The 13,562-nt window shown below is 57.8% G+C and carries 13 protein-coding genes and 1 other RNA gene; 7 read left to right on the top strand and 7 right to left on the bottom strand.

The window, feature by feature from the left end:
• Positions 1-44: 44 nt before the first annotated feature.
• The 3 genes from HKD40_RS07720 to HKD40_RS07730 form a co-directional block, all read right to left on the bottom strand.
• Positions 45-914, bottom strand: a complete 870-nt coding sequence (locus HKD40_RS07720) for a 50S ribosomal protein L11 methyltransferase (protein ID WP_169195161.1) — start codon at positions 912-914, stop codon at positions 45-47.
• An 83-nt stretch (positions 915-997) separates the two neighbouring features.
• Positions 998-1,315, bottom strand: a complete 318-nt coding sequence (locus tag HKD40_RS07725) for a heavy metal-binding domain-containing protein (protein WP_169195162.1) — start codon at positions 1,313-1,315, stop codon at positions 998-1,000.
• A gap of 90 nt (positions 1,316-1,405) precedes the next feature.
• Positions 1,406-3,763, bottom strand: coding sequence for a UvrD-helicase domain-containing protein (locus HKD40_RS07730; RefSeq protein WP_169195163.1), 2,358 nt, complete (start codon positions 3,761-3,763; stop codon positions 1,406-1,408).
• A 246-nt stretch (positions 3,764-4,009) separates the two neighbouring features.
• On the opposite strand from HKD40_RS07730, the gene HKD40_RS07735 reads away from it, so the two are divergent.
• Positions 4,010-7,666, top strand: a complete 3,657-nt coding sequence (locus HKD40_RS07735; protein ID WP_169195164.1) for an AsmA family protein — start codon at positions 4,010-4,012, stop codon at positions 7,664-7,666.
• Here HKD40_RS07735 and HKD40_RS07740 read toward each other — a convergent pair.
• The 3 genes from HKD40_RS07740 to ssrA all read right to left on the bottom strand — a co-directional run bounded on the left by HKD40_RS07740 (position 7,647) and on the right by ssrA (position 8,858).
• Positions 7,647-7,892, bottom strand: coding sequence for a ribbon-helix-helix domain-containing protein (locus tag HKD40_RS07740; RefSeq protein WP_169195165.1), 246 nt, complete (start codon positions 7,890-7,892; stop codon positions 7,647-7,649). The two genes, HKD40_RS07735 and HKD40_RS07740, sit on opposite strands and share 20 nt — an antisense overlap.
• 12 nt (positions 7,893-7,904) lie before the next feature.
• Positions 7,905-8,393, bottom strand: coding sequence for a ClpXP protease specificity-enhancing factor SspB (locus tag HKD40_RS07745; protein ID WP_169195166.1), 489 nt, complete (start codon positions 8,391-8,393; stop codon positions 7,905-7,907).
• A 107-nt stretch (positions 8,394-8,500) separates the two neighbouring features.
• Positions 8,501-8,858, bottom strand: a transfer-messenger RNA (tmRNA) gene (gene ssrA / locus HKD40_RS07750).
• 63 nt (positions 8,859-8,921) lie between these two features.
• On the opposite strand from ssrA, the gene HKD40_RS17840 reads away from it, so the two are divergent.
• The 5 genes from HKD40_RS17840 to HKD40_RS07775 all read left to right on the top strand — a co-directional run bounded on the left by HKD40_RS17840 (position 8,922) and on the right by HKD40_RS07775 (position 11,916).
• Positions 8,922-9,500 carry a thermonuclease family protein gene (locus HKD40_RS17840; RefSeq protein WP_248305964.1) on the top strand — a complete coding sequence of 193 codons (579 nt, stop codon included), beginning with the start codon at positions 8,922-8,924 and terminating at the stop codon, positions 9,498-9,500.
• 53 nt (positions 9,501-9,553) lie between these two features.
• Positions 9,554-10,105, top strand: coding sequence for a hypothetical protein (locus tag HKD40_RS07760; RefSeq protein WP_169195167.1), 552 nt, complete (start codon positions 9,554-9,556; stop codon positions 10,103-10,105).
• Positions 10,106-10,225: 120 nt separating this feature from the next.
• A complete protein-coding gene (locus HKD40_RS07765) occupies positions 10,226-10,795 on the top strand; it encodes a DUF1003 domain-containing protein (protein WP_169195268.1) in 570 nt (189 codons plus the stop codon).
• Positions 10,796-10,804: 9 nt separating this feature from the next.
• A complete protein-coding gene (locus HKD40_RS07770) occupies positions 10,805-11,599 on the top strand; it encodes a thymidylate synthase (RefSeq protein ID WP_169195168.1) in 795 nt (264 codons plus the stop codon).
• The gene (locus tag HKD40_RS07775) at positions 11,596-11,916 is read left to right on the top strand and encodes a phosphoribosyl-ATP pyrophosphohydrolase (RefSeq protein WP_169195169.1); all 321 of its coding nucleotides are present in this window, start codon (positions 11,596-11,598) and stop codon (positions 11,914-11,916) included. The genes HKD40_RS07770 and HKD40_RS07775 overlap by 4 nt, the downstream gene beginning before the upstream one ends.
• Here the strand turns inward: HKD40_RS07775 and HKD40_RS07780 are convergent.
• The gene (locus tag HKD40_RS07780; RefSeq protein WP_169195170.1) at positions 11,913-12,338 is read right to left on the bottom strand and encodes an EamA family transporter; all 426 of its coding nucleotides are present in this window, start codon (positions 12,336-12,338) and stop codon (positions 11,913-11,915) included. The two genes, HKD40_RS07775 and HKD40_RS07780, sit on opposite strands and share 4 nt — an antisense overlap.
• 199 nt (positions 12,339-12,537) lie before the next feature.
• Here HKD40_RS07780 and HKD40_RS07785 point away from each other — a divergent pair, with 199 nt between their 5' ends.
• Positions 12,538-13,554 (top strand): DUF4424 domain-containing protein, encoded by a 1,017-nt coding sequence (locus HKD40_RS07785; protein ID WP_169195171.1) that lies wholly within the window; start codon positions 12,538-12,540, stop codon positions 13,552-13,554.
• The last annotated feature ends 8 nt before the right edge of the window (positions 13,555-13,562 follow it).

Consider the following 13,562-nt stretch of genomic DNA (forward strand, 5'->3'; position numbering starts at 1 on the left):
AGCCTCCCCGAAGGGAGGCTTTTCTCTTTTTGAGGCGCAGTTGCTTAGTTCTTTTCGAGAATAAGCGTGGTCCAATCCTTGCGCTTGAGATGCTCGACCAGCTTGAAGTCGGCTGCGAGGTAAGCGTCGATAACGCCCTGCGCCTGAGTGTTGAGAATGCCCGACAAGATGGCATTGCCGCCTTCTTGCGTCACAGCGCCAACGCCCGGAGCCAGTTCGGTGAGCGGGCCCGCCAGAATATTGGCGACGACCAGATCATATGGCGCGCGCGAGGTGATCTCTTCATGGTCGAGGCCGGTGGCTTCGATGCATTCGATCAGTTCAGCGCAATCATTGAGGGCAGCGTTTTCGAGCGTCGTGGTGACAGCGATCGGGTCGATATCGGTCGAGAACACCTTGCGGTTGAGTTTCTTGGCCAGCGCAATGGCGAGAACGCCGGTGCCGGTGCCGACGTCGATCATGTTCTGCGGGTTTTTAGCGCCCAGGATCATGTCGATGGCTTCAAGGCAGCCGGTGGTGGTTTCGTGGTGACCCGTGCCAAACGCCTGCGCAGCGTCGATCTGCATGGCGATCAGGCCTTCGGGTACCGGGTCGGTCGAGTGCGAGCCATAGACGTAAAAGCCGCCCGCGATCACCGGAGCCAGGCCTTCGAGAGACTTGGCCACCCAGTTGATGCTCGGGTCGATTTCTTCGACAGTAAAGGTCACCGCGCCGCCGAGAACCTGCTGAGCGATTTCGTTAAACGCTTCAAGGTTTGGCGTGTCTTCGCAGCCTGCCTCAAAGATCCACTCGCCGGTTTCTTCGTTCTCGTGGCACGACACGGTCGAGGCCAGATCGTCGCGTTCAGAGACGGCGTCGACCAGCGCATAGGCCTGTTCTTTGGTGAGAGCGACGGAGACTTGTTCGACGGACATGGGCGACCTTTATTAGAGTTCGGTGCCATTGGGGCAGGAGAGGCGTCCAAGTCAATGGCGCAGTGTGTCCTGCCCGCGCGGAATTAGAGTTTTACGGCTGTGCCGGAGACGGAAACCATCAGCATGGAGCCGCCCTGACCGACCACTTCATAGTCGAGATCGATGCCCACAACAGCGTCGGCGCCGAGGCGGCGGGCTTCTTCTTCCAGCTCGCGATCCGCTTCACGGCGTGCATCGCGCAGTGTGCTTTCATAAGCGCCCGCGCGGCCACCGACGATGTCGCGAATACCGGCAAACAGGTCTTTGAAGATATTAGCGCCGACGATCACTTCACCCGTAACAATGCCAAGATATTGCGAGACGGGGCGGCCTTCGAGAGTGGGTGTGGTGGAGAGGATCATGTTTGCTTCCCATAAGTGTGTGCAGGCACAACGCTTAAATGGGAGCAGAGTTCACGAATGGATAGGGCAGCGTGAAGAAAAACCGGGCTCTTAGCCCGGCTTCACAAAGCTCTCCAAAACCTTCTTGGTTCCGGCCTTCTCAAAATCAATCGTCAGCTTATTGCCTTCGATATTGGTGACCGTGCCATAGCCAAACTTGAGGTGGAAGACGCGGTCGTTGAGCGAATAGCTGCTCGATTGGCTGCCGGTGTTGACAGAGCGGGCAACGAGATTGCCCTCAATCGTCATGGGGCCACCGCCCTTGCGGCTCGACTGGTTTTCGCGAGCACGCTTCCAGCCGGGCGTTTCATATACGCTCTCGAACGGGTCGATCTTATTAAAGCGGCTCGATGCGCCGCCGCCACCACCATAACCATAGCCGCCATAGGACGAGCCGGTGTCTTTCACTTCCACCACGTCGGGGGGAAGTTCATCGAGGAAGCGGCTTGGAATGGCGGATTGCCAGAGGCCATGGATGCGGCGGTTTTGCGCCACAGACAAGCGCACGCGTTTGCGGCCACGGGTGATGGCCACATAGGCAAGGCGCCGTTCTTCTTCGAGCCCAGCCTTGCCGCTTTCGTCGAGCGAGCGCTGATGCGGGAAGAGGCCTTCCTCCCAGCCGGGCAAGAAGACTGTGTTGAATTCCAATCCCTTGGCCGAGTGCAGGGTCATGATCGACACAGCATCGCTGGCGTCGCCTGCGTCACGGTCCATGACCAGAGAGATGTGTTCGAGGAAACCGCCCAGGTTTTCGAACCCTTCCATTGAGCGGACGAGTTCTTTCAAGTTTTCCAAGCGCCCGGGGCTGTCGGGCGATTTATCCGCCTGCCACATGCCGGTGTAGCCACTTTCGTCGAGAATTTGCTCGGCCAGCTCGTGGTGCGGAATGGATGCCATTCTCTCGGCCCAGTGGTCGAATTGCTGCACCAGCGCGCTCAGTGTCGAGCGTTGCTTGGGCTTGAGTTCTTCGGTCTCAACCAGCTGACGGGTGGCTTCGAGCAACGGCATGTTCATCAGCCGCGCGGTTTCCATCAGCGTCTTCACCGTGGTGTCGCCGATGCCGCGCTTGGGCACGTTGATGATGCGCTCAAAGGCAAGATCGTCGGCGGGCTGGCTGACAAGACGCAAATAGGCCAGCGCGTCGCGAATTTCCTTCCGCTCATAAAAGCGCGGGCCGCCGATAACGCGATAGTTGAGACCCAGCGTAATGAAGCGTTCTTCGAACTCACGCATCTGGAACGAGGCGCGTACCAGAATGGCGATGTCGTTGAGCTGCTCGCCGTCACGCTGCAGCTGTTCGATTTCTTCGCCGACCTGCCGGGCTTCTTCCTCACTGTCCCAAACGGACGTGAGCAGCAGCTTTTCGCCGTCTTCGGCAATGTCGGTGAAAAGCGTTTTGCCCAAGCGGCCTTCGTTATAGGCGATGACCGTGGATGCGGCCTTGAGGATATTGGCCGTAGAGCGGTAATTGCGCTCGAGTTTTACGACCTTTGCGCCGGGAAAATCCTGCTCAAAGCGCAGGATATTGTCCACTTCAGCGCCGCGCCAACCGTAGATGGATTGGTCGTCGTCACCCACCACGCAGATATTGGCTTCAGGTGCGGGCTTGCCCATGGCGAGCAAGCGCAGCCACAAGTATTGGGCGGTGTTGCTGTCCTGATATTCGTCGACAAGGATGAATTTGAAGCGCCGATGGTATTCGGCCAGCACGTCCTTGTTTTCGCGGAACAAGCGAATGCATTCGAGCAAAAGGTCGCCAAAGTCGGCGGCGTTCAGCGACTTTAGCCGCGCCTGATAGTCGTAATAGAGCTTTAGGCCCTTGCCATTGGCGTAGTGACTGCCCTCCGAGGCGGGAACATCCTTGGGCGTCCAGCCGCGGTTTTTCCAGGCGTCGAGCATGCCGGCGAACTGCTTAGCGGGCCAACGTTTTTCGTCGATCTGCTCAGCTTCAAGCAATTGCTTGATCAGGCGCAGCTGATCGTCCGTGTCCAAAATCGTGAACTGCGGTTTGAGATCAACCAGTTCGGCATGGCGGCGCAGGATTTTGACGCCGATGGAGTGGAATGTGCCCATCCATGGCAGGCCATCGAGTTGGGGCACCAGATCATGGATGCGCTTTTTCATTTCCGCTGCGGCCTTATTGGTAAAGGTCACAGCGAGAATTTCCGAGCCCCAGGCCATGCGGGTATTCAATATATGCGCAATACGGGTGGTGAGAACGCGCGTTTTGCCTGTGCCCGCGCCCGCCAGAACCAGAACCGGCCCTTCTGTAGTCAGCACGGCGTCGCGCTGTTCGGGGTTCAGACCGTGCAAGTAATCGGGAATATTCCGATCAACCGGCGGCTGACGGTTCAGTTGGCTTGTGATGGGGCCAGCTTTGGGGCGGGGCAGGGGCGCGTGGTCGACCATTAGCGAAAGTTTCCAAGGCGCTCACAGCATCGCTGCCACGTCGCCAAGCCTCGTCGAATCTCATTTTGTTCTCATTGCAATATAGGGAGTGCGCCGCCCCCTGTATAGAAGCGGGTGTTTTCACCGATCCGTCAGCGGCGGAGCTCGAAATTTCTCCCGTTTTCATTGCGCAAATTGCGGCTATGGCTTGCGCGGGGGCCGCAAGCGCCTACACTTCGCTCCAAATTGTCCGGGGCAGGCACAACATTGCTTAATCGCATTTATATCGTGGTCGGCATCTTCGCTATCGTGGTGCTCGGCTCAGCTTTCATTCTGCCCCGGTTCATCCACTGGGCGGATTATCGCGACCGCATGGAAGTGCTGGCTAGCCAAGTGCTTGGCACAGATGTGTCCATTCGCGGCGATATTGCGTTTTCACTGTTGCCGACCCCGCGTCTTGAGTTTGACGATGTGGTGGTGGGCCCGGCCACCGATCCGGCGGCAACGGTTCGGCGCGTTGAAGCTGAGTTCGCGCTGATGGACTTTTTGCGCGATATTTATAACGCCACCTCGGTTTCGCTGATTGGTCCCGTTGTTGATTTCACCATCGACGAGAACGGGCTTTTGGCCAGTGGCGTTGATATGTCGAACGCCGGAACCGGTGTCGCTCTGGGCCACGCCAGCATCACCGATGGCAGTGTGCGGCTCAATGATGTGCGGAGCCACGAAACCTTCACTGTTTCCAATCTGTCAGGCGATCTGCGGCTGTCTAGTTTAGGTGGGCCATTCCAGTTTCAGGGTAATGCCGACTATGCCGATGGGCGCTATGAGCTGCGGCTCAATTCTGGGGCCAGCGATGCGCAGGGCGCAGCGCGCGTGTCGGCCTTCGTGCGCGATCTTGTGACCAATACGGTTTTTAATGCCGATGGCTCTTTTGAAAGTGGGCTCGCCCCTAAGTTTGATGGCACGCTGACCTATCGTCAGCCACCACAACTCGCCACGGCAGCTAAGGACATTACGGGCGATCTGGTGCTCGAAACCAAGATTACCGCGTCCACCGATCGGGTGTCGCTGACCGGGTTTACGTTGAGCCCAGATCAGAACCGCTCGGGCATGCGGCTCACCGGCACGGCCAATGTGCAGCTGGGGGAAACGCGCTTCTTCGACATTATGGTTTCAGGGGGCGTGTTCTCGCTCCCGCCGCGTGATGCAAGCGAAGTTGCAGCCGAACAGGCCTATGAGTTCGTTCGTCTCTTGGGCGAAATTCCGGCTCCGCCAATTCCCAAGATGGCAGGCAAGCTTGAGATTGACCTTGCTGAGGTTGGGATGCGTGGCTTCTCGTTGCGCAATTTGCGCGTTGAAGCAACGACGGACGGCGATAGCTGGACCATTGCGCAAGCCATCGGGCTTTTGCCCGGCCAGACCGAAACCCGATTTTCTGGCAAGGTGACCAATGCCGGCGGAAGCTTGGGCGTCATGGGCGACATTGTCATGCGGGCGCAGCGTCTCGACGCACTGGCAGCGCTTTGGCGCAAGCCGAGCGACGACAACCCGCTGTTCGGCGTTCCGGGGGAATTGCACGGTCGCGTGCGTTTGGGCTCCGACGCTTTTGGCCTCAGTAATGCTTGGATCGCCTTGGGTGGGCAGGATCATGGGCTGGACCTGCGTATTGGGTTTGGCGCAGAGCCGAGACTGGACACTGTGCTGCGCTTGGGAGACCTCGATGCGCCGCTGAGCGAGGCGCTCTTTGCCCTCGCGCCCAATGCGTCGCTCGACAGCAATTTCCTTATTAGCTTCCCCGATGGCAGTTTCTCAGTACAGGCGCAGGCGCTCGATGTGCTCGGTGTGCCCGCGCAAAACCTCGTCGGCGAAGCGCAATGGTCGCGGGACGCCATCCGCTTCTCGCGCCTATCGGTTGATGATTGGGGCGGGGTTGGCTTTAACGGCACTGTGCGTCTAAGCGGTTCGCTGCTCGATCCCAATGTCACGCTTTCGGGTGGCCTAAATCTCAAAGAGGCCGGCGCGCCCGGGCTCACCGCGCTTTATGAAATGGCCAATGTGCCGTTCGATTGGCAACAAGCCATTGATTTGGCCATGCCAGCCGATTTGCAGATTGTGCTGGCCGATGCAGAACAGGGCAGTGGCCAGACCATTACCGCCAATGGCTCAATTGCCGAGGCGGCGCTGGACGTCCGCGTCGAGAGTGAGCGACCCATCTCGCACATGGGCGAGGGCCAACTTTCTGTGGTCGCTTCGATTGAGGCGCAGGATAGCCTCGCGCTGCTTGAGCAATTCGGTTGGACCGGCCCTTCTTTGTTTACCGGCGACGAGGCCATGGTCGGCAGCGCCTTTGTTGACGGAACGCTCGCCGATGGCTTCACTGGCCGTCTCTCTCTGGGGCAAGATGGGCAAGTCGTCGCCTTTTATGGCGATTTCGATTTTGACGATGGCGCTGTTCTGTCCGGCACGGGCACGGCCGACGTGATCTTGCGCGATGGCAGTGGGCTGGCGGCATGGGTTGGCGTGTCCGGCGCACAGCTGCCGCCGGTAGAAGCGAGCGCCAGCATGGAATTTGTCGCTGGTCGCAGCCTCGCACTGTCTGAAATTACCGGAGCGTCTGGCGACACCCGCTTTAGTGGCGACGTCAGCATGCAGATGATCGGACAATTGCCGGGCTTTGGCGGCACAATCACCACCGATCGCGTGGACACGACAGCACTGGCAGCGTTCCTCTTTGGTGGCGAAGCGCTCATCGGTGCGGCAGAGGGCGTCTGGCCAGAAGGCCCGCTCGCCACCGCGCACGCTCCCCGCCAAACGCGTGGCAATGTTGAAGTCATCGCCCGCGAGCTGAGCCTTGATGGGCGGACGATCGGCGGCGATACCAGTTTTATGTTCCTCTGGGACCAGCAATCGGCCACGCTGGGGCGCTTTGAAACCGCATTGGGCGGCGGCAAGCTCTCGTTGAACCTCGTCAATTGTTGCGCTGGCGCTCTGAGCGAACGGACCATTTCGGGGCGCGGGACCATGACGGGCGTCACTATTGCTGCCGTGGCGCCAGAGCTGGGTCTTTCCGGCATTCTCGATGGCAGCGGGCAGTTCGAAGGGGCAGGGCAAAGCTTGGCCGAGGTCGTGCGCAGCCTCTCGGGGGAAGGCAATTTTGCCATTCAGGAATTCGGCGTCGCCGGGCATTCTACCGCCGTCTATCCAGCACTCGTGAACGTTGACGATGTTCTCAACACTCCGCCAGAAGTTTTGGAAACCGTCATGCGTGCCGCGCTGGAGGAAGGCAAATTTGGCGCGCCGGTGGCGCCGGGCGCATTCACTATTGCGGGCGGCACAGTGCGCGTGGGCAACATGTTTATTGACGGTGAGGCAGCCACCCTTTCGGGCTCGCTCCAATTGGCGCTCAACGATATGGGCGTCAGCGGCTCTTTCGTTATGATGCCAAAAGCGTTTGAAGATCCACGCGGCTTGGTTGAGCTCGACAATGCGCGCATTCTGACCAGGCTTGGCGGGACTGTCTCTGCCCCCGAAGCCACTCTTGATCTCTCGGAAATTTCCGCTGCCGTGCAGGTGCGCGCCAATGAGATTGAGCTGGATCGCCTCGATGCGCTCCGTCTTGAAGACGAGGCTCGCCAGAGGGCAGCGGCAGAAGATCGGAACCGGCGTATTGAAGAGCAGCGCCGACTAGCTGCGGAAGAGGCCGCACGCATAGCTGCTGAGGAAGAAGCCGCGCGTCTTGCCGCCGGGGAGGAAGCGGCGCGTGCGGCAGAGCCAGTGCCGCCATTCTCCCAGCCGCTCGTCGCGCCGGAGCCGATCTTGCCAAATTTTGATCAGCAGACGATTGAAATGCTCATTCAGAGCGCGCCCGATGCCTCGCAAAGTCCGACGCTTTTCGCGCCGACTATTCGGCCTTTGCCTTAGGGTCTGTGGGGCGAGCCAAGGCTTCGCCATCACGATAATAGGCCAATACGGCCAGGCGCACGGCAGAGGATAAGTTCTGCGTGTCGCGGGTTTCGTCGATATGTCTGACGAGGCCAGCCAAGCTTAACCCGCGCTGTTGTGCCATGGCTTCAAGCCCAGCCCAAAACGCGGGTTCTAACGCAATCGATGTGCGGTGGCCGACAATGGAGAAGGAGCGTTTGTCCATCTCCGAAACGACTTATGGCTTCTTGCGGAAAGCGTCGAGCGAAACGACTTTTTCGCCGCTCGCTTCAACCGGTTCGGCAGAATTTTCGTCCGACGCAGCAGAAGGGGAGGAAGAGCCGGTATCGTCGCGCTGATCATCGGCAACGTTGCTCGGATCAAACTGCAAGCCAAACTGCACGGACGGGTCAAAGAAGCCCTTGATCGCGGTGTAGGGAATGAGCAGCATTTCGGGATTGCCGTTAAAGCTCAGGCCTACTTCAAAGCTGGCTTCGTTGACCTTGAGATCCCAGTATTGGTTCTGCAGCACGATGGTCATTTCGGAATCATACTGCTTGATCAGCTCTTCCGAGATGCGCACGCCAGGAGCGCGGGTCGCAAAGGAAATGTAGAAGTGGTGATCACCCGGAAGGCCGGTGCGCGACACCTCCGCCAATACCTTACGCACGACGCCCCGCATCGCTTCTTGCGTGAGGATATCGTAACGCATGTGGTCTTCGGCCATTGGGGCTTCTCCCGAGAGTAGTGTCGAATCCGAACGGCTCATATCAGCCCTACGTTCCCTGATAATTCAAGAACAAAGACGGATTTTTGCGATCGGATTGGAGATTGAGTGCAGGCTTCTGTTGCCAGGTGCCTGCGAACCCCGCCTATCGCCCGGCTAGGGGCGGAGGACTTATTTCCCAGATGTCGCGCAGCTTACGCTGCGAGAGCTACTGGAGCCTTATTGTTGTCATTTGCAACTATAAGTTTTAGTCCGATAACGGTGGTACCATGCCGAGCGAAAGCACACTCTTTACGCCCTCGTCGATCCTGTTTCGTCCCCATTGGCTCACCTCATAAAGAGGGGAGATGGTGGAGACGCCGGGTACTGCCCCCGGGTCCGATGGGTTTATTACAATGACAGTTTATCGCCATAGCTCTTGCGAGCCCCTTCTATATAGGTGACTGGGCGTAAGGATGCAAACGCTCTGCATAAAATTCACACGGGATTAAGATCGGATAGGTCAGTTTGCTCTGTGTAGGAGTAACTATGCCGCCCCGCCTTTATCTCGTACGATCTAACCGCTCGCGCCGATCTCAGCGCATGCCGTGGTGGGTGAAATTCCCCATCGCCTATGCGATTGCAGGCTCGTTTATGCTGGGCGCTTTGGTTGTTGTAGGCGTCGACCGCAGCGGGTTGGCGCAATGGCTTATCGAGCCACGGATCAGCGCTGTTGCCTCGACCGGTGTTGCGCCGTCTGGCGTGGCGATGCCCGCTAGGACGAGCGCACATTTTTCTGTCTGCAGTTCGAGAAATCGCGTCACCTGCGTTGTCGATGGCGACACATTCTGGCTCGATGGTGTGAAATATCGCATCGCCGATTTGAATACGCCCGAAGTCAGCAGCCCATCTTGCCCGCAGGAAGCGGCATTGGGCCAGCGCGCAACAACGCGCCTTGTCTCGCTGTTGAATGCGGCGCCTTTCACCTTGGGCGATTATGAGCGTGACGAAGACCAATATGGGCGCAAACTGCGCATCGTCGAGCGCAATGGCCGATCCATCGCAGACACCATGATCGCAGAAGGTCTGGCCCATCCATGGCGCGGCAAACGCGAAAGCTGGTGCTAGACAAGCTGGCCCAATTCACGCTTTTCTAAGGTCCGGGGGAATTGGAGGGGCCTATGGAATTGCAGCCAATTGAAGGGCGTAGCTGCGAAAGCTGCACCGCCTGCTGTTCCTTTGCGCCAATCCGCACGGAAGAACTGCAGAAGCCCGCCAATTTTTTGTGCCTGCATTGCGCCGAAGGGCAGGGCTGCACCGTCTATGATGTGCGTCCAACCGTGTGCCGCGGCTTTTACTGCGGCTACTTCTTCCTGCCTGAGTTGAGCGAGGCATGGCATCCTCTGCGGAGCGGCGTGGTCATCCGCTCAGAGCATTTCGACAATGACACGATCACAATTCTCGTTCTTGAGCTAACCGCCTTCCTCATTTCCGAAGAGTTCGCGGCTCTCGTCGGCGCTTGGGTTGATGAGGGCATTAGTGTTGAGTTCGAGCGTGTCGGACCTCTTGGCCATTTGCCCGCCAAGATGCGGATCAACGAGATCTTGGAAGAAGCGGTCGCGGCGCGAGACTTGCGTGGCATGCAGACCATGTTCGCGTGGGCGCTAGCGCATATCGACAAGTCGCATGTTTGGGAGAAGGACGAGACTGAGTTTGTCAGTCGCCTCGCCTGAAGCAGGCAATACCGTCTGAGACAGGTGCTGACAGCATTCTATACGGGAGTAGGATGCCGCTCTGGCTTGCGCCACCGCAGTGTCAGTATTGCTCCATCCATAAAGCAAGGGAACAAACCCATGTCTTCCGATCCCGCCGCCCGTATTGCGCATGCGTCCGATAGGTTTCTTGGCAAGGATATGGAAAATCTGACCGACCAGGAACGGAAGGTCCTTGAGCAAACGATAGAGCGACGCCCGCTATCGCGGGATACGCAGGCGCAATTCAATGACAGTCTGACCTTTGGACAGCGGTTGGCCGACAAGGTCGCGGCCTTTGGCGGCTCATGGGTTTTTATCGCAGGGTTTGGCGTGGTGTTGGCGCTTTGGGTGACGACCAATCTGCTATTGGCCGGTCGGGCATTCGATCCCTATCCCTTCATCTTTCTCAATCTGATGCTGTCGATGCTGGCGGCCGTGCAAGCGCCGGTCATTATGATGAGCCAGAACCGACAGGCGGCGAAGGATCGGGAGGTTTCTTCCCATGATTATGAGGTGAATTTGAAATCGGAGATCGAGATCATGGCCCTGCATGAAAAACTCGACCGGCTTCGCGAAGAGGAAATCCGCGGTCTCATTTTGCGTCAGCAGGAGCAGATCGCAACTTTGACGCGACTTATCGAGAAACACCTCGGCGGCGAATCGCGCTAGTTATGGGTCATGCAGCCGTACCTAAAACTCCTCTCCGATATTCTTGAAACCGGTGCCGACAAGTCGGACCGTACCGGAACCGGTACGCGATCGCTGTTTGGCTATCAGATGCGCTTCAACCTCCAAGAGGGGTTCCCGCTGCTGACCACCAAGAAGCTGCACTTGAAGTCCATCATCTATGAACTCCTGTGGTTCATTCGCGGTGAGACCAATGTGCGCTGGTTGCAACAGCGGGGCGTCAAGATTTGGGACGAGTGGGCCGATGAAAACGGCGATCTTGGTCCTGTCTATGGTTCGCAGTGGCGCAACTGGCCGGCGCCCAACGGTCGTCACATCGACCAGCTCGGTGCGCTTGTTGAAAGCCTCAAGCACAAGCCTGACAGCCGCCGTCACATCGTTTCGGCCTGGAACCCGGCGGAAGTGGACAATATGGCGCTGCCGCCATGCCATTGCCTGTTCCAATTCTATGTCGCCAACGGCAAGCTCTCTTGCCAGCTGTACCAGCGCTCGGCGGACACTTTTCTTGGCGTGCCGTTCAACATCGCTTCCTATGCACTGCTCACCCATATGATGGCGCAGGTGTGCGATCTCGAAGTGGGCGACTTCGTCCACACGTTTGGCGACGTGCACATCTATAATGACCACTTTGAGCAGGCGAATTTGCAGCTGACGCGCGAGCCGCGCCCACTGCCCAAGCTGATCATGAACCCAGAACGCAAGCGTCTGGAAGATTTTGTGTTCGAGGACTTTGCGTTTGAGGGCTATGATCCGCATCCGCATATCAAGGCGTCGGTTTCCGTATGAGCCGCACTCTCGAAGAGCTGACCGGTCTCGTCGCCAAGATTTCCGACCTTTATGCAGAGCGCATGAATGTCGAACGCAATGACGATTGGTTCATCCTCAAACTCCAAGAAGAGCTTGGCGAGCTGACTGCGGAGCATCTTCGCCTATCGGGTCGCGGGCGGCTCAAGGGCATGAGCGAAGACGAGATCAAGCAGAAGCGCGATGATGAGGCTGCTGACCTTCTCGCAATGATGCTGCTCTATGCGCGCCACAACGGCATTGATCTTGATGCCGCGCTCGACCGCAAGTGGTTCGCTTATTTCAATCGCCCCGATTAGGGGATCGCGACGAGTACTGCGCCCACGCCGATCAGAGCCACGCCAAGCCAATTGTGCACGGCCAGCTTTTCTCCGAGAAACAGCGCTGCGAAGAGAGCGACCATAACGACGCTGAGCTTGTCGATGGGCGCAACTTGCGACGCTGGCCCCATTTGCAGCGCACGGAAATAGCACAGCCAAGATGCGCCCGTGGCGAGGCCCGACAGCAGCAGAAACACCCAGGTTTTGCCGGGAATAGTTTCGAGCTTTTGCCAATGGCCAAAAGACACAACAATGGCCGCTGTCATGGCCAGAATGATGATTGTCCGGATCAGCGTCGCCATGTCCGAATTGATGTTCTGGACGCCGATTTTGCCGAAAACGGCGGTGAGCGCCGCAAACACTGCGGACAGAAACGCCCAAAATTGCCAAGTCTGAACCATGATGTGCGCGCTCTAAATACTTGCTCGGATGCTGTGCTGAAGAATGCTCTAGTCTAGGCTCAGGCTGCTGTCAGCTTTCGTCGGCTGTAATTCAGCGAATTTGCTGGTTTTGCGCTGCGGCTGAACATGCTTAAACCGGAACAAGGCATTTTGACGAGATTCCTGCTCCCACGAGGAGCGGGCAGAGTGGGGAGTTCACATGCGTTTCATCGCCCTTACGGTGGCTGCCGGAATTTTGGTGGGACCCAGTTTTGCCAATGATACGTCCGTTCAACTGACGACCAACGGGCTCAACTTCGTCACCAATGACCACATCTCGATGGAGAGCGAGGAACTCTACATCTCGGTCGACGAGATCCGCGTAAAATATGTCTTCCGCAACAATAGCGACAAAGATATTGAGCAGCTCGTTGCCTTCCCGATGCCCGACATTGATTTTTCCTATCATAGCCCAGTGTCCTATCCGACAGGGCCGCTCGACAACCTCTTTGAGTTTGTGACGACCTTCGACGGCGAAGAGCTTCCCGCGACGCTTTATGAATATGCCATGGCCGTCGGGGTGGATCGAAGCGCGCTATTGACCAGCATGGACATCCCCTTGGTCAATTTCGCCGACGAGACCCAAGACGCACTCAATGGTCTGTCGGCGGAGGACAAGAGCGCGCTTCAACGTCTCGGCATTGTTCAGCGTGAGGTTTATGATTTGGGCGAGGGCAAGGTGCAGGATGATACCTATCCGCTCTGGACCTATCGCGCCTCCTATGTTTGGGAGGCGACCTTCCCAGCCAATGATAAGGTTGTGGTCGAGCACAAATACCGCCCAAGCGTTGGCGGTACGGTTGGTACCAACGTCCTGCTCACCGGCGATCCGGAAAGCGGCTGGGACCCGCAGGGCGAATACGCAACCAAGTACTGCGTCGATGAAGGCTTCCGCAATACAGTGCGGAAATCCATTCCGAAGGGCGAGGAATACGCCCCTTATTGGGATAACTGGATTTCCTACATCGTCACCACCGGCAATAATTGGGCAGGGGGGCAAATCGAGAACTTCCGTCTCGTTGTCGACAAGGGCGACCCGAAAAATCTGGTGTCGTTTTGTGGGGACGGCGTCAAGAAAATCGGGCCAACGACCTTTGAAATGGTCAAAACAGATTACTGGCCCTCAGGAGAGATCGACATCCTTCTGCTGCGCCATTCCGATCAGCTGATGAACTGAGGACCGTA

The organism is Devosia sp. MC1541, assembly GCF_012847305.1.
Taxonomy (GTDB): Bacteria; Pseudomonadota; Alphaproteobacteria; order Rhizobiales; family Devosiaceae; genus Devosia.